24 protein-coding genes are annotated in these 22,429 nt (G+C 67.0%); 17 read left to right on the plus strand and 7 right to left on the minus strand.

Annotated features, from left to right (window positions below; genetic code table 11):
- Window positions 1–92: 92 nt before the first annotated feature.
- From TVC13_RS15230 to TVC13_RS15240, 3 genes are all read left to right on the plus strand, one after another.
- Window positions 93–548 carry a DoxX family protein gene (locus tag TVC13_RS15230; RefSeq protein ID WP_400485907.1) on the plus strand — a complete coding sequence of 152 codons (456 nt, stop codon included), beginning with the start codon at window positions 93–95 and terminating at the stop codon, window positions 546–548.
- A 186-nt stretch (window positions 549–734) separates the two neighbouring features.
- Window positions 735–911, plus strand: coding sequence for a hypothetical protein (locus tag TVC13_RS15235; protein ID WP_387015897.1), 177 nt, complete (start codon window positions 735–737; stop codon window positions 909–911).
- Window positions 912–1,028: 117 nt separating this feature from the next.
- A complete protein-coding gene (locus tag TVC13_RS15240) occupies window positions 1,029–1,268 on the plus strand; it encodes a hypothetical protein (RefSeq protein WP_422402029.1) in 240 nt (79 codons plus the stop codon).
- On the opposite strand, the gene TVC13_RS15245 is transcribed toward TVC13_RS15240, so the two are convergent.
- The 3 genes from TVC13_RS15245 to TVC13_RS15255 form a co-directional block, all read right to left on the minus strand.
- Window positions 1,265–4,942: a thioester domain-containing protein gene (locus TVC13_RS15245; protein ID WP_422402030.1), complete on the minus strand. Its 3,678-nt coding sequence runs from the start codon at window positions 4,940–4,942 to the stop codon at window positions 1,265–1,267. The two genes, TVC13_RS15240 and TVC13_RS15245, sit on opposite strands and share 4 nt — an antisense overlap.
- A 131-nt stretch (window positions 4,943–5,073) precedes the next feature.
- A complete protein-coding gene (locus TVC13_RS15250) occupies window positions 5,074–5,718 on the minus strand; it encodes a response regulator (RefSeq protein ID WP_422402031.1) in 645 nt (214 codons plus the stop codon).
- Entirely contained in the window at window positions 5,711–7,054 is a 1,344-nt protein-coding gene (locus TVC13_RS15255) for a sensor histidine kinase (RefSeq protein ID WP_422402032.1), read from the minus strand. Before TVC13_RS15255 ends, TVC13_RS15250 begins: the two co-directional genes overlap by 8 nt.
- Window positions 7,055–7,240: 186 nt before the next feature.
- Between TVC13_RS15255 and TVC13_RS15260 the strand changes: the two genes are divergently transcribed.
- Together TVC13_RS15260 and TVC13_RS15265 are read left to right on the plus strand one after the other, a co-directional pair.
- Window positions 7,241–8,320, plus strand: coding sequence for an ABC transporter permease (locus TVC13_RS15260; RefSeq protein ID WP_152225701.1), 1,080 nt, complete (start codon window positions 7,241–7,243; stop codon window positions 8,318–8,320).
- A 44-nt stretch (window positions 8,321–8,364) separates the two neighbouring features.
- Window positions 8,365–9,072, plus strand: coding sequence for an ABC transporter ATP-binding protein (locus tag TVC13_RS15265; RefSeq protein WP_154579957.1), 708 nt, complete (start codon window positions 8,365–8,367; stop codon window positions 9,070–9,072).
- A gap of 10 nt (window positions 9,073–9,082) precedes the next feature.
- Here TVC13_RS15265 and TVC13_RS15270 read toward each other — a convergent pair whose 3' ends face one another.
- Window positions 9,083–9,508 (minus strand): MarR family winged helix-turn-helix transcriptional regulator, encoded by a 426-nt coding sequence (locus TVC13_RS15270; RefSeq protein WP_422402033.1) that lies wholly within the window; start codon window positions 9,506–9,508, stop codon window positions 9,083–9,085.
- Window positions 9,505–10,404 (minus strand): alpha/beta fold hydrolase, encoded by a 900-nt coding sequence (locus TVC13_RS15275; protein ID WP_387011866.1) that lies wholly within the window; start codon window positions 10,402–10,404, stop codon window positions 9,505–9,507. The genes TVC13_RS15270 and TVC13_RS15275 overlap by 4 nt, the downstream gene beginning before the upstream one ends.
- Window positions 10,405–10,648: 244 nt before the next feature.
- On the opposite strand from TVC13_RS15275, the gene fepB reads away from it, so the two are divergent.
- Genes fepB through TVC13_RS15305 form a run of 6 tightly spaced genes read left to right on the plus strand, consistent with a single transcriptional unit; the run spans window position 10,649 to window position 16,834 of the window.
- Complete coding sequence (gene fepB, locus TVC13_RS15280) at window positions 10,649–11,656, plus strand: Fe2+-enterobactin ABC transporter substrate-binding protein (RefSeq protein ID WP_422402034.1); 1,008 nt, start codon at window positions 10,649–10,651, stop codon at window positions 11,654–11,656.
- 23 nt (window positions 11,657–11,679) lie between these two features.
- The gene (locus TVC13_RS15285) at window positions 11,680–12,699 is read left to right on the plus strand and encodes a FecCD family ABC transporter permease (RefSeq protein ID WP_422402035.1); all 1,020 of its coding nucleotides are present in this window, start codon (window positions 11,680–11,682) and stop codon (window positions 12,697–12,699) included.
- Entirely contained in the window at window positions 12,696–13,745 is a 1,050-nt protein-coding gene (locus tag TVC13_RS15290) for a FecCD family ABC transporter permease (protein WP_422402036.1), read from the plus strand. Before TVC13_RS15285 ends, TVC13_RS15290 begins: the two co-directional genes overlap by 4 nt.
- A gap of 2 nt (window positions 13,746–13,747) precedes the next feature.
- The gene (locus TVC13_RS15295; RefSeq protein WP_422402037.1) at window positions 13,748–14,623 is read left to right on the plus strand and encodes an ABC transporter ATP-binding protein; all 876 of its coding nucleotides are present in this window, start codon (window positions 13,748–13,750) and stop codon (window positions 14,621–14,623) included.
- On the plus strand, window positions 14,620–15,480 hold the full coding sequence (locus TVC13_RS15300; RefSeq protein ID WP_422402038.1) for a siderophore-interacting protein: 861 nt from the start codon (window positions 14,620–14,622) through the stop codon (window positions 15,478–15,480). The genes TVC13_RS15295 and TVC13_RS15300 overlap by 4 nt, the downstream gene beginning before the upstream one ends.
- 46 nt (window positions 15,481–15,526) lie before the next feature.
- Complete coding sequence (locus TVC13_RS15305; protein ID WP_422402039.1) at window positions 15,527–16,834, plus strand: alpha/beta hydrolase-fold protein; 1,308 nt, start codon at window positions 15,527–15,529, stop codon at window positions 16,832–16,834.
- 19 nt (window positions 16,835–16,853) lie between these two features.
- Here the strand turns inward: TVC13_RS15305 and TVC13_RS15310 are convergent, their stop codons facing one another.
- A complete protein-coding gene (locus tag TVC13_RS15310) occupies window positions 16,854–17,105 on the minus strand; it encodes a hypothetical protein (RefSeq protein ID WP_422402040.1) in 252 nt (83 codons plus the stop codon).
- Window positions 17,106–17,268: 163 nt separating this feature from the next.
- Between TVC13_RS15310 and TVC13_RS15315 the strand changes: the two genes are divergently transcribed.
- From TVC13_RS15315 to TVC13_RS15325, 3 genes are all read left to right on the plus strand, one after another.
- Window positions 17,269–17,766, plus strand: a complete 498-nt coding sequence (locus TVC13_RS15315) for a MarR family winged helix-turn-helix transcriptional regulator (RefSeq protein ID WP_422402041.1) — start codon at window positions 17,269–17,271, stop codon at window positions 17,764–17,766.
- Between the two features lie 91 nt (window positions 17,767–17,857).
- Window positions 17,858–18,106 carry a hypothetical protein gene (locus TVC13_RS15320; protein ID WP_422402042.1) on the plus strand — a complete coding sequence of 83 codons (249 nt, stop codon included), beginning with the start codon at window positions 17,858–17,860 and terminating at the stop codon, window positions 18,104–18,106.
- Window positions 18,107–18,232: 126 nt separating this feature from the next.
- The gene (locus tag TVC13_RS15325) at window positions 18,233–19,492 is read left to right on the plus strand and encodes an MFS transporter (protein ID WP_422402043.1); all 1,260 of its coding nucleotides are present in this window, start codon (window positions 18,233–18,235) and stop codon (window positions 19,490–19,492) included.
- On the opposite strand, the gene TVC13_RS15330 is transcribed toward TVC13_RS15325, so the two are convergent.
- A complete protein-coding gene (locus TVC13_RS15330) occupies window positions 19,477–20,172 on the minus strand; it encodes an NUDIX hydrolase (protein ID WP_422402044.1) in 696 nt (231 codons plus the stop codon). The two genes, TVC13_RS15325 and TVC13_RS15330, sit on opposite strands and share 16 nt — an antisense overlap.
- 151 nt (window positions 20,173–20,323) lie before the next feature.
- Between TVC13_RS15330 and TVC13_RS15335 the strand changes: the two genes are divergently transcribed.
- The 3 genes from TVC13_RS15335 to TVC13_RS15345 are packed head-to-tail and all read left to right on the plus strand — an operon-like array spanning window position 20,324 to window position 22,334.
- A complete protein-coding gene (locus TVC13_RS15335) occupies window positions 20,324–20,968 on the plus strand; it encodes a GyrI-like domain-containing protein (RefSeq protein ID WP_422402045.1) in 645 nt (214 codons plus the stop codon).
- A gap of 50 nt (window positions 20,969–21,018) precedes the next feature.
- Complete coding sequence (locus TVC13_RS15340; RefSeq protein WP_422402046.1) at window positions 21,019–21,357, plus strand: PadR family transcriptional regulator; 339 nt, start codon at window positions 21,019–21,021, stop codon at window positions 21,355–21,357.
- Window positions 21,354–22,334 carry a permease prefix domain 1-containing protein gene (locus TVC13_RS15345; RefSeq protein WP_422402047.1) on the plus strand — a complete coding sequence of 327 codons (981 nt, stop codon included), beginning with the start codon at window positions 21,354–21,356 and terminating at the stop codon, window positions 22,332–22,334. Before TVC13_RS15340 ends, TVC13_RS15345 begins: the two co-directional genes overlap by 4 nt.
- Window positions 22,335–22,429 lie beyond the last annotated feature (95 nt).

Raw genomic sequence — 22,429 nt, forward strand, 5'->3', positions numbered from 1 at the left:
CGGGTTTGGTGCACCCCTCCCGCTGCGCCCACTCCCCCCCCCCCCCCCCCGCCCCATTTTGGGGGGGGGGGCGGATACGTTAGCGTCGGGGCATGTCCCGCAGCCCCCTGATCCGCTCCCTGACCGCCCGTGCCCCCAAGGCCAGCCGCCCGCGCCGGGCCGCCGCCGTCGTTCTGGGCCTTTTCCTGGCCTTCGCCGGAACCAGCCACCTCACCTTTGCCCGGGATGAGTTCCAGGCCCAGGTACCCGATTGGGTTCCGCTGGACAAGGACACGGTGGTGCTGCTGTCCGGCGTTGCGGAGATCGGGCTGGGATCCGCCCTGGCCCTGCTGCCCGGCCGGCGCATACCGGTGGGTCTGGCCGCAGCCGCTTTCTTCATTGCGATCTTCCCGGGCAACATCTCCCAGTACGTCACGCAGACTGACGGATTTGGCCTGGACACCGATCAGAAGCGGCTTATCCGCCTGTTCTTCCAGCCGCTGCTGGTGGTCTGGGCCCTGTGGTCCACGGGCGCATGGCGGGCAATCCGGAACCGCCGCCAGCGCTGATACCGGCAGGACGTAACCCGGCACACGGCACGCCGTGGCCAACACCACGGCGGTAAATCCCCGCATTGTGAGGCGCGTTATGCAAACCGGCGTGCCAGGGAGCCTAGCCTTAATAGAGGCACAGCGGCGCGGGCATTCCGGCCTGCGTGCTGGTCCCATTCCCGTTCTGGAAAGGAGGACATACCTATGTTCCAGACCCGGACAAGCCAACGGACTTCAAACCGGACAACCGCTCTCCTGGCAGGCATTGCAGTCGCTTCCGCCCTCGTGGCAGGAGGAGTATCCGCCGTGGAGATGAGCTTCGACACCGCTCCCGCGCTCTCCAGCACGGCAGCTTCCGCGGCCGTTGAGGCGCAGGTTTAGAGCAGTCCCGCCAAAGGGCCCCAGGCCTTTTCCTGCGGCCCTTTTTGCTGCACGGGGGCAGTGGCAGAATGTCCCGCAGAACGGCAGCACCCAAGCACCAGCCCAGGAGCTGATCGCATGGCCGAACCGCAGCGGACACCAGCAGGACCGGACTACGGCAACGTCCCCGTCATAGTCTCCGGCGTCATCGCCGGATTCGTAGCCGTCACGACGGCGGTGGTTTCCACAGGCGGCGCCGAGAACGAACTGCGCTGGCAGCTGGGGCTGGCTGCCGGGTGCATTACGTTCATTGTCTGTCTGCTGACGTTCCTGCTGATGATCATTGCCGGTAAACCCAATCCTTTTACTACTGGCTAACTCCTGCTGCCGCGGCGGCGCTTAGCTGCCGCTACGCCTGCACCGCCCACCGCGATCAGGCCAGCGCCGAGGGCCAGGAAGCCCCCGGCAAACTCGGCGCCCGTGGACGGCAGACGCTTCTTGCCCGGCCGATCCGGCGTCGGGCGCGGTGCCGGCTGCGTTGAGGTGTAGGTGTTGACGACCCGCAGCTCGGAGGCACCGGCCGCGGTAATCCCCACCGGTTCGGGGAGGACTGTGCTGACTTCCAGCCCGCTGGTTACCCCGGTAGCCGTCTCCGTCACGGCACATTCAGAACCCTGGGCAAGCCCGCCGTAGGTGTTCATGACGTCGCCGATGGCACCGGCCTGTATCGTCACGGTCTCATCCAGCACCGTCTCCTCCCCCAGCGTGCAGACCACGTTCAGCACCACTTCGCCCTGATGCCCGGCAGCTGCACCGGCGATCTGCTTGGTGACAACCAGCGTGCCCGGATTGAAGGTGTAGGTGTTGGTCACCGTCGCCTCGCTCGCGGTGGCCGCGGCGATGGTTACCGGTTCCGGAAGGACCGTGGTGACCGCGACGGCGTCCGTCGCACCGCTGCCCGGTTCGGTGACCGCGCACTCGGTACCCACAGCCAGGTCTTCGAACACCTGGGTTTCAGTCCCGGTGGTTCCCGCGGGGATCGTGACCGTCTCATCCAGCACGCTCACGCCGTCCAGCGTGCAGGTGATGCCCAGGACGATGTCATCCTGCGCCCCCGCTGCCTCACCGTCGATCACCTTGCTGACGCTGAGCGAACCCGGATTCAAGGTGTAGGTGTTCGTGACCGTGGCTTCCACCCCGGCGCCGGCCGCGATAGTGACCGGATCCGGCAGCACGGTGGCTACCCCAACGGTTTCGGTGGAGCCGTCCTGAGTCTCGGTCACGGTGCATTCGGTGCCGACCGTCAGGTCCTCGTACTGGGTCGATTCAGTGCCGGTGGATCCCTCCGCGATGGTGAATGTTTCGTCGAGGACCGTTTCGCCGTCCAGGATGCAGACGGTTCGCAGCACGATTTCACCCTGGTTCCCGGCCTCTTCGCCGTCGATGACCTTGCTCACGGAGATTGATCCGGGAGCGAAGGTATAGGTGTTCGTGACGGTGGCTTCGACTTCACCTCCGGCAGGAACGGTGAACGGATCCGGAAGATCCGTCTCCACCAGGATTGCGGGGGTGCTGCCGTCTTCAAGTTCCGTGACCGAGCAGGATGCCCCCGCCGGCACATTCAGGAAGCGGCCGAAGACCGGGGAAGCTGCCTGCGGCGGGCCCTGGAAGGTCTCTTCCAGGACGGTCGCCCCGTTCAGCGTGCAGGTGACCTCAACCAGGACGCCTTCCTGACTGCCGGCGGCCGGACCCTCGAAGTTCTTGTAGACCGTGATAATGCCGGGTTTCTGCGTGTAGGTGTTGGTGACCGCGGCAGTTGCGGTGCCTCCTGCCGGGATGGTCGCGGTGTCCGGCAGGTCAACGACGACGGCGATCTCGTCAGTCTCGCCGGTGGCGGACTCCGTCACTGCGCACGCGCTGCCCGCCGGGATGTCCGTGAACGTCTGCGCTTGCGGTGCGGTAGTCCCCGCCGGAATCGTGACCGAGGTGCTGAAGGTGGTGACGTCGTCGAGGCGGCAGAGGATGTCTATCTGCACTTCACCCTGCTGACCTGCCGCTGCTCCGGCGATGGTCTTGGAGACAGTCAGTGAGCCCGGGTTCACCGAGTAGGTATTGGTGACGGTAACTTCCACGCCGTCCTCCGCCGGGATGGTGACAGTACCCGTGGTCGGTTCAAACACCGTCTCGACGCCAATCTCGGTGCTGGATCCGTTGGCCGTTTCGGTGACGGTGCAGCTCGTGCCGGCGAGCAGGCCCGGGTATTCCACCGGATCGGTTTCGGTGGCTCCCGCTGGGATGGTGATCGTCTCGTTGAGGGTAGAAGCCCCGGTGCAGACGACGTTCAGTGTCACGGGACCCTGCTGGCCGGCGGCAGCGCCGTCGAACAGCTTGCGGACTGCCAGGACACCGGTCCTGAACGTGTAGGTGTTGGTGACAGCGGCTTGCACACTGCCCGCAGCGGGAACGGTGTATGTCCCCGTTCCCGTGGTCTCCACCGCGATGCTGGTGGTTTCTCCGCTGCTGGTTTCCGTGACGACGCAGCTGGTGCCAGCCGGCAGGTTTCCGTACTCGGTGGGGGTGACTTCCGTGGCGTTGGCCGGGATGGTGATGGTGTCATTGACCACCTGGGCTTCGCCTGAGGTGCAGACCACCGTGATGACTACCTCGCCCTGGGCACCGGCAGCCTCGCCGGCGATGGTCTTGCCCACGGAGAGCGTCCCGGGCACGAAGGTGTAGGTGTCCGTGACGGTGGCCGTCGCGGTGGTCCCCGCCGTGATGGGCACGGGGTCCGGCAGAACGGTGCTCACCGCTACGGTCGCCGTGGCGCCGTTGGTGGGCTCGGTGATAGTGCAGGTGGATCCCACCGGAATCTCGTTGAAGGTCTGGCTGACGGATCCTGTGGTGCCTGCATCGATGGTGAACGTGAACTGGTAGCCCTCGCCGCAGTTGATGCTGATGGCTACGGCTTCCTGGCTGCCGGCTGCCTCGCCGTCGATCGTCTTGGTCACTGCAAGGGAACCGACTTCAAAGAACTCCGCCTGCGCCGTCGCATTGGAAGTCAGTGTCCGGGTGGCGGCAAGGATCAGCTTCTGGGCGGTTGCGGTTCCCGGGGTGGCGCCGTCGTACAGGTACACGTTTCCAGTCGGAACCGGAACCGCGGCCTGGGCCAGGATGGTGGCCGGTCCCGTGTCCCCGGCATCACTTCTCACCCATACCTGGGTCCCGGATCCAACCGGATTGGTGATGGGCACAGTGCCGGCTGCGTCGGCATAGAGGGTGAAGCCGTCGGACACGCTGAGAGTGATCTCGGCCCCCTCCTGCGCCTGCACGGTATAGGGACCCGCCACACCATTGACCGAGGCCTCTGCCGTGGCAGGGGTGACGGAGATATCCGGCGCCGGAGGTTCGGTCTGGGGGCCGGCGGCGATGGTCGCGTTCACGATTCCGGCGACGGCGGGGTAGAGGGGATCCCTGACGCTGACCACGTAGCCGTCGGTGAAGAACCAGATGGCTGCCTGCACTGCCGCCGCACGCTGGTTGTTGTTGAGGCCCGCGGGCAGGTTGGAGGACGGATAGTAGGTATTTAGTATCCGTTCCACGTATCCGATGTTGGGAACGTTGGCTTCTGACCAGGTGCCGTTGACGTAGCCGATGCCCACACGGGTGGAGGTGCGCAGGTCGATGCAGTACATCTGGGCTGTGGTGGTGCCCTGGGCGTCCTGGGTCTCGATGATTCCCGCGAAGTCCACGTTCTCTGTTTCGTAGCCCGCCGGCCGCGTTGTGGGATAGGAAGTGATGGGCCAGGTAGCTCCTAGGGGCGGGATCGCCCCGTTGACGGCCTGCCCAAATCCCAGGGACGTGATGACGATGTCCGTCTCGTCGGAGGTGCCCACAGGGTCGTTCCGGACCGGCTCGTCAATGCGTGCCTGGACCGGTCCGGCGAACGGGAGCAGAAGCAGCAGCGCCAGGACAAAGACGGCAAGGCCTCTGATCCTCCGGCGCAGCCTTCGATTCGTGGTTTCACGGTGGGCAGAAGACTGCTGAGTGTTCATGGTTCCCCTCGGGTGCGAGTCGTCAGGCGGAGCCGGTCCCGGTCCGAAACGGGGTTGCTGGATCCGGCTCTGGCCGCCGAGACTAACCTCCGGTCCGGGCGGTCACCAGAGGGGCAGTCGATCTCCGCCCGTTAGGCCCGGATAATTCTCCGTTCACGCGCCACCGCGATGGCCGCGGTGCGGTTGTCCACGCCGAGCTTCTCGTAAATGTGGACCAGATGGGTCTTCACGGTGGCCTCGCTGATGAACAGCCGGCGGGACATGGCCCGGTTGGACATCCCGGTGGCCAGGAGCTCAACCAGCTCGATTTCACGCGCGCTCAGGGAAGGCTCCGGATTGCGCACGCGGCCCATCAGCCTGGCGGCGACTTCCGGAGCGAGCGCGGTCTGTCCGGCCGCAGCCGACCGGACGGCGTCCCGGATCGCCTTCGGCGGGGCATCCTTGAGCATGTAGCCGCTGGCGCCGGCCTCGACGGCCGCCAGGATGTCCGCGTCGGTGTCGTAGGTGGTCAGCACCAGCACAGGCAGGTCCGGGTACTGTTCCTTGATGCGACGGGTGGCTGTCACGCCATCCATGCCCGGAGCCATCTGAAGGTCCATGAGCACCAGGTCAATCCTCTCGCCCACGGCTGCCTCGCGTTCAAGGATCTTCAGCGCTTCATCCCCGTCCGCTGCCTCTTCGCCGACGGAAACCTCCTCGAAGCCGGAAAGCATCGCCCGCAGCCCGGCCCGCACCACCGGGTGGTCATCCACCAAGAGCACACGCAGTTCAGCCACGGCCCTGCCCTCCCGCGTCGGGAACCTGTCCCGGAACGGAGGCGGGCAGATCCGCCGGGGCCTGCCGCGCGTCAGGCAGGGGAAGGCGGATGCCCACGGCGGTTCCTTCTCCCGGCACTGACTCAAGGTCCATCCTGCCTCCCAGCGCTTCAACGCGGTCTGCAATGGAAATAAGTCCGTAGCCGCTGCCGTCGTGGCGCGGCCCCGAACGGGCACGCTCGACGGCCGGGTCAAACCCTCGGCCGTCGTCGAAAATGTCCAGCGTCACGTCCCTGCCGACGAAGGCCAGCGTCACCACGGCCCGGGAAGCGGAGGCGTGCTGCAGGACGTTCGCGAGCGTAGCCTGCACTGCCCGCAGCACGGCAACTTCATAGGGCGCCGGCAACGCTGCCGGGACGCCCTCCAACCGGAAACTGCAGGCCAGCTCCTGGCCCTGGGCGGCAGCCCGTTCCTGGACAGACCGGCAGGCACGCTCCAACCGGTCCACGAGTGACCCGCCGCCGTTCTCGGATCCACGCAGGTTCCGAACAAACTGCCGGGCCTCGGCCAGGTTCTCCGCCGCGGTTTCCTCGACCGTTCCCAGCCGCTCCCGCACGGTTTCGAGGTTCCCGGCATCGAGGGAAGCGCGGGCCGACCTGCTCATTAATACGATGCTGGCCAGTCCCTGGGCCAGGGTGTCGTGGATTTCGCGGGCCAGCCGCCCGCGCTCTTCCAGCACCCCCTGTTCCCGCTGGCTGCGTGCCAGTTCTGCGCGGGTGCGGTGCAGTTCGTCCAGGGCTTCTCGCTGGTTGGTCACCTCGGCGTACAGCGCCTGGTACGCGAGCGCCATGATGACGGCGAATCCGGCCCCAATCAGCGGGCCCAACAGCATCGCGGCGTGAAACTCCCCGGCGTGCGCCCACTGCGCCGCGACGACGGCGGCGGTGGTCACCGTGACGGCCAGGAGCGCCGGGCGCAGAGGCAGCAGATGCAGCTGGAGGAAGAACAGCGGAAAGGCCAGCCAGGAAAAGTCCGGGCTCAGCACCAGCAGCACAGCCCAGAGACCTGTGACTGCACCCAGCCAGGCCAGGCCGTGCCGCTCCGGGTCAAAGCGCAGGGCACGGCGTCCCCGGCCGCCGTCGGACGCCCGTTTTTCGGCCACCGTCCCGATCACATAGACCGCTGCCAGCACCGCGGACAGCAGCAGCGCCAAGAAGGACACCCAGGACAGCGGGCCCATAAGCAGCATCCGGCCAACGGCGACGGCGAGCAGGAGCGCAAAACCGACGTGCAGGGCCAGGCGCAGCACACGCAGGACCCGCTCGCCGGCCCGTGGCCGGTCCAACTCAGCGGACATACCGCCAGCCTAGCCACGGCCGCACCGTGCCGCATCAACCGAATGGTTGACCGTCCGCTGCACCTTTTGATGCGTACGGACCGTACGGTCCACCGATGCCGGGTTTCCTTCCCGGCGGAAGAGTGGAAGCAAGGGAAATCCCGGACAGTCCGGGCCCTGCAGACTACAAGACCGAAGGAACCCCACATGTACCTGGCCCTGCGAGAAATGCGCTTCGCGAAAGGCCGTTTCGCCCTGATGGGAACGGTCGTTGCCCTCATCAGTTTTTTGCTCGTGATGCTCTCCGGCCTCACGGCCGGCCTTGCCGACCAGTCCACTTCCAGCATCAAGTCCCTGCGAGCGGACGAAGTCGTCTTCGGGGCGCCCCCCGGTACCGAACCCAAGGCGTCGTTTACCGAATCCTCGGTCAGCCCGGAACAGCAGCAGGCGTGGCAGGACGCGCCGGGAATTAGCAGCGCCGAGCCGCTGGGCATCTCCCAGGGCAGGATCCAGGCCGGCGGCACGGCATCCGCGGCGATCTTCGGCGTAAACCCCGGCAGCAGCATTGCCCCTGACGGGGTGGCACCGGGAAAGGCAGTGGTCAGCCAGCAATTCGCCGATGACCTTGGACTGCAGCCCGGCTCGGAAGCGTCCGTCAACGGCCAGCAGCTGATTGTCGCGGCTGTCGTTGAAGACCAGTGGTACAGCCACACTCCGGTCGCCTGGATATCGCTTCCCGACTGGAAGACCGCCGCCCACACCGAACCGGACGTCGCAGGCACTGTACTGGCCGTGGACTACGACGGCGGCCAGCGGGACAGTGGTGCGCTGGACGCCGCCAACACCGAAGCCGGAACCACCAGCATGGAACGTTCCGCCAGCCTCTCCGCGCTCCCGGCCTATTCATCCGAGAACGGGTCCCTGCTGATGATGCAGGCGTTCCTGTACGGCATTTCAGCCCTGGTGATCGTAGCCTTCCTGACGGTGTGGACGCTCCAGCGCACCCGGGACATCGCAGTGCTGCGGGCACTCGGCGGAACCCGTTCCTACGTACTGCGCGATTCCCTCGCCCAGGCCGCAGTCATCCTGGCCGCAGGAACTGTTGCCGGCGGGCTGCTCGGTGCTGCCGCCGGTGCCGTAGCCGCCAAGGCCGCACCCTTCGCTGCCACAGCCGCCACGACGGTGCTCCCGGTTGCCGGTGTCTTCGTTCTGGGCCTCGCGGGCGCAGCGCTCGCCGTCCGCCGCGTCACGAAGGTGGACCCCCTCCTGGCCCTGGGCGGGAACTGAATCGCCACCGTGCAGACCACACCAGCTAGAGAACGGAACATCCCATGAACAGCACCACCACTGCCCTGATCCTGGAGAACGTCACCCTGGAGTATCCTGACGGGCAGAACAACACCGTCCGGGCCCTGGATAACGTGGGCCTGTCCGCCGTCCGCGGAACCGTCACGGGGCTGGCGGGGCCCTCAGGCTCCGGCAAGTCCAGCCTGCTCGCCGTCGCGGCAACCTTGATCCCGCCGACCTCCGGAACAGTGCTGGTCAACGGGGCCGACGTCGGAGGGCTGGATGACGCTGAGCGTGCCCGTCTTCGGCGGGAGGAGATCGGAATCGTCTTCCAGCAGCCCAACCTGCTGCCGGCACTCACCGCCGTGGAGCAGCTCGTGGCCGTTGCCCATCTGCGCGGGGAACGCACCGGTCCGGCCGCGGACCGCGCCGGAGAACTGCTCAACCTCGTCGGGCTGGACGGACAGGTGAACCAGCGGCCCCACCAGCTCTCCGGCGGCCAGCGGCAGCGCGTGAACATTGCGCGGGCGCTCATGGGGAATCCGTCACTGCTCCTGGTGGATGAGCCCACCGCCGCACTGGACCATGACCGGTCCGCCTCCATCATGAAACTGCTCAGGGACGTCACGGAGGAATTCAATGTTGCCACCATCCTGGTGACGCACGACGTCGAGTTCCTCCCGCTTGCGGACGTAGTGGTGAGGATGCGGGATGGCGTCCTCACTCTGCCGGCTGCGGTGGACCAGCCCTAGCGCGGCGCTGCTATCCCACGGAACGGGAAACATGCCGCAGCCAGCGTGCCACGGTCTCGAGTTCCTCCGCGCTGAAGCCGTCGGTGATCAGGGCGTTGAGGTCGGTGATCGCTTCGCGGATGTCAGCCATCGCGTCTTCCCCGGCTGGAGCGAGCTCCACCCGGATGGTCCGCCGGTCCGCAGGATCAGGACTGCGGGTGATCAGCCCGGACTGTTCCATCCTCGACAGCAGCCCGGAAGTACCTGCCGCCGAGCCGTGCAGCGCTGAGGCAACCTCGCCCGTGGAGGTCCCTGGCGCGGCCGCGACGTGGAACAGCACTCCGGCAGCCGGTGCGCTGATGCCGTGCGGGCGCCCCCGCCGGCTGATCCACCTCGCCAGCCGCCGTTCGGCTTCCAGGGTCAGGAAGACCAGCCGAGGGGGCTTGCCGCCGTTCATGACCCGCTTATTCCCGCACGCGCGGCGAGCCAGGCAGCGGCGTCGGGCCACAGCACCGCGCCGGGACCGCGGCGGAAATATCCCATATGCCCGATTGCCGGCACACCGGCGTCCTCCGGCGCGTAGGTTCGGGTCTGAACCTGTGCGTTGACCAGCTGGCGGGCAATCACGCCGATCTGTTCCGGCGTAGCCCAGGGATCGTCGTCGAGCCCAACGCACAGTACCCTGGTCCGCACCCGCGCTGTCCGCTCCCGGGCATGCATGGTGGGGTCGTCAAAGAAGTACCCGGGCGTGCGGGACCATTTGCTCCATTCCAGCATGGCAGCAGCAGGCATGTCCTCGCCGAGGCCCATCCTGCGTCCGGGAACATAGCCCAGGACGCGTGCCGCTCCGGGCCCCAGGACGCGCAGGATGAGTTCCACCCGGGCGCGCTCGGCACGGTCGGGTATGGAGCGGGTGACACCGGCGTGCGAGGCCACCGTCATAAAACCGTGCAGGCCTTCCCCGCCGTTGTTCAGCGCGAGCGCATGCCCGCCCAGGCTGTGTCCCACCGCGACGTGCGGCAGCTCCGGGTAGCGTTCGCGCAGCCAGGCTGCGGCGGCCGGAACGTCCACGTCCATCCAGTCACGCATCCGCAGCCGGCGGTTCTCCCGGGCGCTGCCGGATGCGCCGGTGCCGCGGTAGTCGTAGGAGAGCACGGCGAACCCACGGGTTGCCAGATACTCCGCGAAGCCGCTGTACAGCCGTTGCGGAACCGCAGTGGCCGGATGGATTGCGACGGCGGCAAGCGGCTCATCCTCCAGGGGAAGACGCAGCGTACCGAAGATGGTTCCCGCGGTCCGCACACCGATGCTGACCTGCCGCGCCTCAGTTCGGGGCGCCTCAATATTTCGCATGCGAATTACCCTAGGTCCGCAGGGCTTTCAGCGCCAGAGGTTCTTAGATTGAGGTTCACTGAGCCGGCCCAAATTGGAGCATTCGAGGGGCACGGACCCACGTCAGAGTATTAGCGAACAGTAACGTTGCGTAATTCGGTCCAAGTTAGGTTAGGCTAACCCTGCTGCGGAATTGAGTCCGCATACTTCACCGTCAAGCGCCGCACGTTTATTGCCGCGGCGGCGAGCACCCTAGGAGTACCTCTTGCGCTTCCCCCAGCCCAAAAAGGCCCTGGCACTCTCAGCCACGGCTGTTCTGGCCCTCACCCTCGGCGCCTGCAGCAGCGAGGCTGCCGACGCCGATCCGGCTGCAAGCAGCTCACCCTCAACCGAGTGGCCGCGCACCATCACGCACGAAGCCGGCGAAACGGTCATTGACGCCATGCCGGAAACGATCGTCTCCACCTCGCTGTCCGTCACCGGCACCCTGCTGGCAATCGACGCCCCCGTCACGGCTACGTCCGTGAGCACGGCCCGCAGCGGCACCGCCGACGAAAACGGCTTCTTCTCGCAGTGGGCCGACGTCGCCGTAGAACGCGGCGTCGAACCCCTCTACACCATCGGAGAACTGGACCTCGAAGCCGTCATCGCCGAGGACCCGGACCTGATTGTCGTCTCCACCTCCGGCGCGGACTCCGTGCTGGACCAGTACGACGCCCTGAGCGACATTGCCCCGACCATCGTGGTCAACTACGGCGACCAGACCTGGCAGGACCTGGCCATGGAGCTGGGCGAGGCCACGGGACTGGAGGAGAACGCCGCCACTGTGGTTGAGGAATTCGATGCCTCCCTCGCCGAGGCCGCCGAAACCCTGGCTATCGAAGAGGGCACCACGGCCTCGATCGTCAGCTACAACGCCGGCGACGTCTCCCCCGTGGGCAAGGGCACCGGCCCGCACTCCCAGCTGCTGACCGCCCTGGGATTCACCGTCGCGGAACCGGATGAGCAGTACGACACCTCCACGCAGAAGCGCGAAGATTTTGCCTTCACGTCCTACGAAGGCCTTTCTGCCTCGGTGACCGGCGACTACACCTTCCTGATCAGCTCCACCGAGAAGACGGTGGAAGAGTTCACCGCCGATCCGACCCTGGCGAACCTGCCCTCGGTTCAGGCCGGCCAGGTCTACTCGATGGGCCCGGAGTCCTTCCGCCTTGATTACTTCAGCGCCAGCGCCATTGTGGACTGGTTCAAGACCTCCTTCACCGCGAAGTAACAACGTCCCGGCTGACCAAACCCGTGTTCCAAACACCGCGCAAGCAGCACCGGCAGGCAAGCACCTGGGCTCTGAGCCTGGTCCTGCTGGTGCTGCTGGCGTTTGCCAGCTTCGCCTCAGGGTCACGCACCATTGAACTGGCCGACACCTGGGCTGCCCTGACCGCTTTCGATCCCTCCCGGGACACCCACCTGCTGGTCCGTGAACTGCGGCTGCCGCGCACCTTCCTGGCCATCACCGTCGGTGCTGCCCTGGGGCTGGCCGGCGCGCTGATGCAGGCGCTGACCCGCAATCCCCTGGCCGAGCCCGGGCTGCTCGGCGTCAACGCCGGTGCCGCGTTTGCCGTCGCCATTGGCCTGGGATTCTTCAATATGAACTCTCCCTACCAGTACATGTGGCTGGGCTTCGCCGGGGCAGCAGCCACGTCGGTCCTGGTGTACCTGCTGGGGCGGGCGCACGACGCCGGCACCAACCCCGTGCGCCTGGTCCTGGCCGGCGCCGGGCTCTCCGTCATGCTGGGCGCCGGAACCAAGATCATCCTGATCGGCGGACCCGACGAGACCATCACCGCCTATGCCGCCTGGGCTTCCGGATCCCTGCAGGGCCGCGGCTACGATGTACTTCCCTGGGTCCTTGGCGCCTGCCTGGTCGCCGTGCTGGCAGCCCTGCCGCTCTCCCAGAGCCTGGACTCCCTGTCCCTCGGAGCCGACCTGGGCCGCACCCTGGGTGTGCGGATCCGCGCCACCTGGATCCTCGGCGCCGTAGCCATCCTCTTGCTGGCCGGCGCCGCGACGGCCGCAGCCGGCCCCATCGCCTTCCTCGGCCTGGCCGCTCCCCACGTCGCCCGGCTGATCACCGGCCCCAACCACCGGCGCCTGCTGCCGCTGTCCATGCTTTTCGGGGCACTGCTGCTCCTGTTCGCAGACGTGGCCGGCCGCCTGGTGGCTGCACCGGCCGAGATCGGGGCCGGAGTCATGAGCGCCCTGGTTGGTGCTCCCTTCTTTATTGCCCTGGCCCGGCGGCGGAAGCTGGCCAAGCTGTGAGAATCTCCCAAACCCCTCCGGCCCGCACCCGCACCCTTACCCTGGGTCCGGTGCGCCTGCGCTACCGCCGCCGGACGTTCGTAACCGGCGCAGCGCTGGCGGCCGCCGCCGTCGTGCTTGGCATTGCCGGCATGCAGACCGGAACTATTGCACTGGCGTTTAGCGACGTACTGGGCGCGGTCTTCAGCCAGGGCGAGGACCGGACCGTCAAGGTGGTCCAGAAGATCCGGCTGCCGCGCACCGTCACCGCCCTGGGCGTCGGTGCCTGCCTCGGTGCTGCGGGTGCCACCTTCCAGTCCATCTCCCGCAACGCGCTGGGTTCGCCGGACATCATCGGCTTCACCACTGGAGCCGCCACCGGCGCCGTGGCGCAGATCGTCCTGTTCGACGCCGGTCCGGGCGCCACCGCGCTGGCAGCGGTTGCCGGCGGCCTGCTGGCCGCTGGAATCGTCTACCTGCTCTCGCTTAGCGGCGGCGTCACCGGCGGCTACCGCCTGGTCCTGATCGGCATCGGTGTGGGTGCCATGCTGACGGCCGTCAACACCATCCTGCTCGCCAAGGGCGACTCCGACCTCGCGGCCGAAGCGCACCTGTGGCTCTCCGGCTCCCTGGCCGCACGGAACTGGGGGCACGCGGTGCCGGTGCTGGTCGGCGTCGCACTTCTGCTGCCAGTGCTGCTGGGGCTGTCCCGGAACCTGAGCCAGATGGAAATGGGTGAGGACGCCGCACGTGCGCTCGGCATCCGCACCGAACGTACGCGCATCCTGGCCATGGCCGCCGCCGTGGGACTCACGGCCGTGGCGACCGCGGCCGCCGGGCCGATTGTCTTTGTGGCTCTCGCCGCTCCGCAGCTGGCCTCCCGGCTGACTCGTTCGCCCGGGGTCCACATGGGTACCGGTGCCCTGATGGGCGCCGTACTGGTGGCTGCGTCGGACCTTCTTTCGCAGCGCCTTCCCATCCAGGCAACGGTGCCGATCGGCCTGATGACCGGTCTGGTTGGCGGCGTGTACCTGCTCTGGCTCCTGACCCGCAGCAAGCAGGTCTGACCATGTCCACCAAGGAGAACCCCATGGAAGACGTCCTCTCCGGCCGCGGCCTCACCATCGGCTACGACGGCCGAACCGTCTCCGAACACCTGGATGTGAGGATCCCGCCCGGGTCCTTTACCGCCATCATCGGCCCGAACGCCTGCGGCAAGTCGACGCTGCTGCGCGCACTCTCGCGGCTGCTGAAACCCCAGGCCGGGCACGTGTTCCTGCAGGGGAAAGACATTGATTCCTACCCGACCCGGGAAGTGGCCAGGCGGCTTGCCCTCCTGCCGCAAAGCTCCACCGCACCGGACGGCATTACCGTGGCGGACCTGGTGGCCCGGGGGCGTTTCCCGCACCAGTCCCTGCTGCGCCAGTGGTCCGACGCTGATCAGCGGGCTGTCTACGCAGCCCTGGAAGCCACCGGCGTGCAGGACCTGGCTGAGCGGACTGTGGGGGAACTTTCCGGCGGGCAGCGCCAGCGGGTCTGGCTGGCTTTGGTCCTGGCCCAGGACACACCGGTGCTGCTGCTGGATGAACCGACCACTTTCCTGGACATTTCCCACCAGCTGGAAGTCCTGCGGCTGTGCCGCACCCTGCACCGGTCCGGCAACTACACCCTGGTGACCGTGCTGCACGAACTGGGCATGGCCTTTCGCTTCGCCGACCATGTGATCGCAATGAAGGACGGGCGGATCGTGGCCCAGGGAACCCCGGCGGAGATCGCCACCCCGGAACTTATGAAGGAGATTTACGGGATTGACGCACTGGTCATCCCCGATCCGGCCACAGGAGGACCGCTGGTGGTGCCCCTGGAACCCGGACACCCCGGCACCGAGGCAGTCCGCACCGCAGCGGCTGTTCCAGCACCGCATACCCAAGGAGCTTCCGCATGAGCGGCCACCTACTCACCGTTGAACACATCGAAGACGTGACCCCGCGGATGCGGCGGGTCCACTTCGGCGGGCCAGGAGTGGCCGGCTACGTGAACGCCGGCCCCCACATCCCCAACGTCAAGCTCTACTTTCCCGTCCCGGGCCAGCCCCTTGACCTTCCCGAACGCGGCGAACGCGGCTGGGCGTGGAAACCGGGCCAGCGTGAGCGGGTACGCACCTACACCGTCCGCAGCCTGGCTGAGGATGCCTCCACGATGAGCGTGGACTTCGTCCGGCACAGCGGAACGTCCGTCGCCGCTTCCTGGGCCGAAACTGCAGCCCCGGGCGACCAGATTGCCGCCCTCGCCGGCGGCGGTGTAGTGGTGGGCGAAGCTGACTGGGTACTGCTCGCCGGAGACGAAACGGCCCTGCCTGCGATCGCCGGCACGCTGGAACGCTTCGGCCCGCAGCAGCGCGGACTGGTTCTCATTGAGGTGGCGGGACCGGAGGAGGAACAGAACCTTGCCGCACCGGAGGGCGTGGAGCTGCGCTGGCTGCACCGGCACGGAGCAGCCCCAGGCTCCACCACGGTGCTGTCGGATGCGCTGGCTGCGGTGGAGTTTCCGGCCGCCGAGCTGGCCGCCGGGCAGGTGGAAGTGTGGGTGTCCGCGGAATCCGCCGTCGTGCGCTTCGCCCGCAGCCACCTGAAGGAACGTGGTTTCCCGCGGCGGCAGCAGCTGATCATCGGCTACTGGAACCGCGGAATCGACGAAGTGACCTACGGCCGGGCCACCGACCACGACCGGGTGGACGGAGAACTGGACACCGTCCTTCCGAACCAGGCAGAACCCCGCCGGCTGCACGCACATGGCCATTAGCTCTGCAACCGCGGTGCCGCGGGGCTTCCCTGCCCCGCGGGACCCTGTGCCCCAGCCCCCTGCCCGCATCCGTGTCCTGCCGGGGCACTTCCGCGCGCACTGGGAGAGGCTCTCCGCTCCGGAACGGGATCAGCTGCTGGCTGACTGGGACACGCGTGCACTGCCGCTGGTCGAAGACGATCCCGACGGCGACCCGGACGTCCGCGCCGTCACGTTCCTCTACCGGGACTGCGCGGCAGCTGCGGTGATTCTCTCCGCCAATGCGATGGTGCACCCCGCCACCCTCGGAGCCTGCGAGTTCGAAGCCCTGCCGGACGGGCTCTGGGCGCTCACCTGGCAAATGCCCGCTGCGTGGGAGGCCAGCTACCGGATCACGGTGCACAGCGGACCGGGCACCCCGCCCTGGCGTGTGGCCGTGGACCGCCGCGGCGTCCGTCTGGCCGCTGATGCCGGCGGGCCGGATCCCCGGAACGCTGTGTTGTCCACGGGCATGTCAGGAACGGCGACGTCGGTGCTGCGGCTGCCCGCCGCACTCCCCTCCCCCTGGCTAGCCGCACCCGTTCCGGCTGCTTCCGCCGGAACCAGCATTATGGGTGAGGCCGCTGCTGCCTCCGGCCGTCTGCCTCCGGCGCACTGCTGGGCCAGCAGCGGGCCAGCCGGGCCGAAGCACGTCCTGGGCGACTTTGTCCGCGGGCTTGAACTGCGGCGGATCCGCGACGCCGGCACCGGGCGGCTCCGCAATATCTGGCTCTACCGTCCGCGCGTGCCCCCGGCCGCGCCAACCCCGCTGCTGGTGTTGCATGACGGGCAGGTGTGGGCGAAGTACCAAAACCTCGCCGGCACGCTGGACGCGGCGATCGGCTCGGGCATCCTGCCGCCGCTGCACGTCGCCATGGTGGACTCCGTGGATGTATCCACCCGTTCGCGTGAACTCTCCGGTCCGACGGGCAGCGTGGATTTCGTTGCACAGGGCCTGATTCCGGAGCTGCGCCGGACCCTGCCCCTCACACGGGACCCGCTGCAGACCGTCGTCTCGGGTGCCAGCTACGGCGGGCTGGCTGCCCTCTGGCAGGCAGCGCGTTTCCCGGAAGCTGCGGGCACCGCCCTGGCCCAGTCGCCGTCGCTGTGGCGGTATGACCTGGACCAGCCTCTGCTGGAGGCAGCCCGCCGGATCCGGGTGCGCCTGCAGGCCGGGTGCTATGAGCCGAGCATCCACGCGCCGGCACAGGCACTCCATGCCGCCCTGGCCGAAGGCGGAGTGGATACCGGCTTCGATTCCGTTACCGGCGGCCATGACTGGGCCTGGTGGCACCCCTGGCTGATCCGAGGCCTCGCGGCAGTACTGGCCGAATGAGTGCCCCGGGACAGGTCCGCTACGGGGCGTCTTCGGGGTACTCCGCTCCTGAGTCCCGCGGATAGTCGTCTTCTCCGTCCGGCGCAATACCGTCGCGGGACTGGTCCAGGCGGTCAGCTTCGGAGCCGCCGGGCAGGACGGGATCCCCGTGGGGCTGGACCGGATCCGCTGCGCCGTCGTCCTCAGCAGGATCCGGAATTGCCGGAACCTGCTGTTCCATGGTGTCTTCTTCATTGCCGGAGGGAATCGCCGGACCTTCAGATGTGGCCATTAGTGGTTCTCCTTGGAAGCTGGACATACTCTGCAGGACCCGGGAACCGCCAAGCGGATTCACCGGGGTTAATACCCTATGCCATAAGTCCGCTGACTACCCGTGCACCACCCAACGCGAATAAGTAGCCTGACTAGTATTCCGTTGGGCTAGACTTGTCCGCATGCCTGAACACGCCAACCCCACCGGAGCCGGATACTGGTACGGCCAGTCGCCAGAAACCGCAGGCGGCGTGGACGTACTCAACGCCCTCCGAACCTACCGTGCCGCTGAGGCCGCGATGCGCCGCCGCACCCGGGACTCAATGCGGATGAATGAGACTGACCTGCTGGCCATCCGCTATGTCATGCAGGCCCGCCAGGCCGGCAAATCCATTGGCCCCAAGGACTTATCCCGGGTCCTGAACATTTCGACTGCCTCCACGACGGCCCTAATCGACCGGCTCCAGAAGGGCGGATACCTGACCAGGCGCCCCCACCCCACGGACCGGCGCGCCCTGGAGATTATCCCCACAGAGAATGCGGACACCGAGGTGCGCGAAACCCTGGGCAAGATGCACCGCAGGATGCTGGAAACCGCGGAGTCACTAACCCCTGAAGAAGCCGGAACAATTACCCGCTTCCTGCAGGAAATGACCCGGGTCCTGGAAAGCGACCGGTAGGATTGGTTCCCAAACTTTACTTATCAGGAGCCTTACATTATAAATAGTCTAGCTAGCTAGTTGCTAGCCTACCTATCGAAGGGTGCAGTTCATGACGGTCGTAGATTCACAGCAGGTCCCCGCTAACCCCGCCCCGGACGATGACTCCCTCTCCTCGCTCGCCATGGCCGCCTCCAACCTGGAAGCGCAGCAGTGGGCGGTTGACCGCGCCGAGCAGGTCCTGACCGAGCTGGTGCAGAACGCCGTCAGCGAAGGCCTCGAAACCGGAAGCATTGCCGCAGTAGCCGGCCTTACTCCGGAGGAAATCGAAAAGATCTCAACCGAAGGCAGCGCCGCCTAGGTCCTCAAAGCCCCGCCACGCTTCTCCCTTCGGCCATGGGACGTGTCATATAAGTACCCGTAGCCCAAGTCCCCCCACAGCGCGCTAACGTGTTCCATGACACATCCGCAGCTGCAAGGGAGAAGTGTGGCGGTTTTCAGCCGGACCCGCAGGACCCCGCCCGTCCGGGCCGGCCTGGCCCTCACCGGCATCCTCCTGATTGGAGTGAACCTTCGGGTGGCCTTTGTGTCAGTCGGGCCGCTGCTGGCCGACATTGGCCGCGAATTCGATTTCACCAGCGCCCAGTCAGGCCTTCTCACCGGCCTCCCGCTCATCGCATTTGCCCTGTTCTCCCCGCTCGCCCCGGCGGTGGCCCTGCGGACGGGTCTGGACCGTGCACTCTGGCTTTCACTGGCACTGCTGGCCGCCGGAACCATTTTCCGATCCATGCCCGTTCCCGCCGCCCTGTGGGCGGGAACGGTGCTGATCGGCGTCGCAATCGCGTTCCTCAATGTTCTGCTCCCCTCCCTGATCAAGAGGGATTTCCCGGGCAAGGTCAGCCAGCTCACCGGCCTCTACATCGCTGCCCACAGCCTGGTCACAGCGGTGGGCACCGCCGTCGTCGTCCCTATCTCCCTGGTGCCGGGTTCCGGCTGGCGCCTGGCCCTGGGCATCTGGGCCGGACTGGCGCTGATCGCCATGGCCGTGCTGCTGCCGGGCCTGAAACGCGGGACGGCCGACGGCGCCGCATCCGACCCAACCGGCAAGGCTCCGTCCGTGCCGGTGCGGTTCCGCTCCCCGTGGTCCTCGCTGCTGGGCTGGCAGGTGACCATGTTCATGGGCCTGCAGTCCGTCGCTTTCTTTGTCATCACCACCTGGCTGCCCAGCATTGAACGGGATCAGGGCATTTCCGAAACCACCTCCGGCCTCCACGTCTCGGTGTTCCTCCTCGTGGGCACGGCTTCATCCCTGCTGACCGGAGCGATTCTGGGTCGATTCGCGGACCAGCGGCTGCTTGGCGTCACGGGCAGCCTGCTGGCGATGGCCGGGTTCCTCGGCCTGCTGGCGGCGCCCCAGCTGTCCGTGCTCTGGGTGGTAGTCAGTGCCTCGGGCTGCGGATCGATGATTGTCACCGCACTGTCCCTCTTCAGCCTCCGGACCACAAACCATGTCCAGGCGGCTTCACTGTCCGGAATGGCCCAGTCTGTGGGTTACGCCGTAGGCGCCGCGGGACCGGTGCTCTTTGGCTTCCTGTATGACCTCAGCGGCGGCTGGACTGCCCCGCTGGCGGCCAGCGCCGGCATTATGGGGCTGAGCTGTGCCATGGCCTTTCTTGCCGGCCGGGACCGCGTGCTGCCCGAGCAGCCCCGGCAGCGGCAGAAAGCCGGAAGTCAGCTGCGCTCGTAGCGCCAGTCGCTGCCGCGCATCACCAGGCGGTGCCTGCCACCGGACTGCCCGGCGCCCTCAGCGGGATACTCCTCGTCGCCGTGCCAGGTGATGACGGCGTCGGGCTCATACCCGTCCAGGAGGCGGCTGCTGAAGGTTTCCGGCTGTGCGGAGGCTGCGTACGCCAGGGCGGCAGCAGTGTTCTGGAACTGCTGCAGGAGCGTAAGTGTGACGAAGGTGGGGGCGATCAGGAGCATCTTCCCGTCCCTGTGCAGCCGTAGTGCTTCCGCCGGGGTGAGCCACTCGTAGTCGATCAGTTCGCCGGGGTTCAGCCGGATCTCACCCGCGGGCGCAGCAGCCAGGAAGAACCAGGTGCGCAGCCGCTTGGGTGCCTGAAGCGGCGGGACCCAGCAGGAGAGGTCCACCAGGGCATCCGGCGCCAGCACCAGGCTGGTCTCCTCGACTGTCTCCCGCACCCCGGCAATCCTTGCCGCGGGCAGGTCCTCTTCCGGACGCCGCGACTCAGACAGCAGGTTCGGAGGCACGGTACCCGCGGCGTCGTAATCCTCCGGATCCACCCTTCCGCCGGGAAAGACCCACGCACCGGCAAACGTCCCTGTATGCCGCGGCCGTTCCAGCAGCAGCACCTCGATCCCCTGCGCGCCGTCGCGCAGCAGGACCACCGTTGCAGCCGTTCCCACCAGTGTCATTATTCCCCCGTCATTTCCCTGTCCAAGGACTTGTTTCCTTCTTGGATCGTAGCGAATGCGCACCCTGCCGGCGCACCGTTGCCCCAGCACGCGTTGCCCCAGCACGTCCGGTGCACTTTTATGGTTTCAAGGAGGCACACCCATGGACCCAGCCGCAGACCCATCACCACACCGGGCAAAGTATGACGTCAAGAAGGCCCTGCGGGGGCTGTACTCCCCCGGGCGCAATTTCGCACTGGTTACGGTGCCCCGGCAGCAGTTCCTCGCCGTGGACGGGCACGGGAACCCAAACACCTCTCCGGATTACTCCGCCGCGGTCCAGGCCCTCTACGCCGTGGCGTATTCCCTGAAGTTTGCTGCGAAGCGCAGCTTGGGACAGGACTCGGTGGTGGCACCGCTGGAGGGCCTGTGGCGGGCGGAGAACCCGGAGGTCTTTGTGCAGGGCAACAAGGACTCCTGGGAGTGGACCATGCTGATCAGCCAGCCGGACTGGATCAGTGAAGGAATGGCCCTGGAGACGGCTGCGGAAGTCCGGGCCAAAAAGGACCTCGGCGCGGCATCCCGGATCCGCTGGCTGGAACTGGAGGAAGGCCTCTGCGTGCAGGTAATGCACACCGGCTCCTATGACGACGAAGCGCCGGTGCTTGCCCGGCTGCACCACGACTTTATGCCCGCGAACCACCTGGCCTTCAACGGCGACCACCACGAGATCTACCTCAGCGACCCGCGGCGCACCGCGCCGGAGAAACTCAAAACCGTCTTGCGCCAGCCCGTTCGCCACATCTAAAAACAATTTACCTATTGCAATGTTGTGCGTGACACACCATAGTGTGAGTCATGGACCAAGAACTGCTGGGTGGACATCTCCAGGAACTGCGCCGCGGAACCGTGGTGCTGGCCTGCCTCTCCATCCTCAAACAACCCGGCTACGGCTACGGCCTGCTCGAAGCCCTGGAGCAGGCCGGGTTCGCCGTCGAGGCCAATACCCTCTACCCGCTGCTGCGCCGCCTCGAAAAGCAGGGACTGCTCACCAGTTCCTGGGACACCGAAGAGGCGCGCCCGCGGAAGTTCTACACCACCAGCGAGCAGGGCACCGAGCTGCTGAACGCCCTGCTGAAGGACTGGGAAGCGCTCCACGCCTCCATCCGCCAGCTCAACGAAGGAAAAGCATCATGAGTACTCTCACTGACCGTTATGTCTTCGCCGCCCTGCGTTCGCTCCCGGAGGGAGCACGGGCGGACATTGAGCGGGAACTGCGCGGCTCCATCGCGGACGACGTCGAAGCGCGGGTTGAAGCGGGCCAGCCGGCTTCAGAAGCGGAGAGCGCTGTGCTCACCGAACTCGGAGATCCGGCACGGCTGGCTGCGCAGTACAGCGGCCGGCCACTCTACCTGATTGGACCGGATCTGTTCCTGGACTGGTGGCGGCTGCTGAAAACCCTGGCCATCATCATCACGCCGCTCTCCTTCGTCGGCTCGGTCGTGGTGCGGATGGCTCTTGAGCCCGCCGAACCTGCCGGAGCCTTTGGTGCCGCGATCGGCACCGCCATCAATGTACTGGTGCACCTCGGTTTCTGGGTCACGCTGGTCTTCGCGATCATCCAGTTCAACGGCACCCGCCGGAAGGACCTGGGGCTGCAGTCCTGGTCCCCCGCCATGCTGCCCCAGGTTCCGCGGAAGTCCCAGGTCTCCCTCGGCGACACCATCGCCACGGTAGTGCTCGCAGCCTTCTTCATCGGTCTGCTGCTCTGGCAGCGGATCGGCTCGCTGATGTACCTCAACGGTGAACCGGTGCTGGTGCTGCAGGAGGGCCTGTGGAGTTTCTGGCTGCCGTACGTGATCGTTTTGCTGGTCATTGAGGCCGGTTTCGCCGTCGTGCTGTATCTGGCCGGACGCTGGACCTATGCCTTTGCCGCGGTGAACACCGTGCTGGCGCTGGCGTTTGTGGTGCCGGTGCTGTGGCTGCTGGCCACGGACCAGGTCTTTGACTGGGCTTTCCTGACCAACGTCGACTGGGGCGCGGACGCATCGACCTGGATCGCGGGAATCACCGCCGCAGTGGTCCTGCTCATCGGCCTGTGGGACATCGCGGACGGGTTCCTCAAGGCGCGCAGGGCCGGAAAGCCCGTGCCGGCTGCGGCTGCCGTGCGCTAACTGCTGGATAAACAACGACGGGGGGGGGGGGCCGCGGGGGCGCCCCGCGCGGCGGGGGGCGGGGGGGGGGGGGGGGGGGGGGGGGCCGGGGGGGG

The organism is Arthrobacter sp. 3Tela_A, from assembly GCF_049311025.1.
Classification (GTDB): Bacteria; Actinomycetota; Actinomycetes; order Actinomycetales; family Micrococcaceae; genus Arthrobacter_B.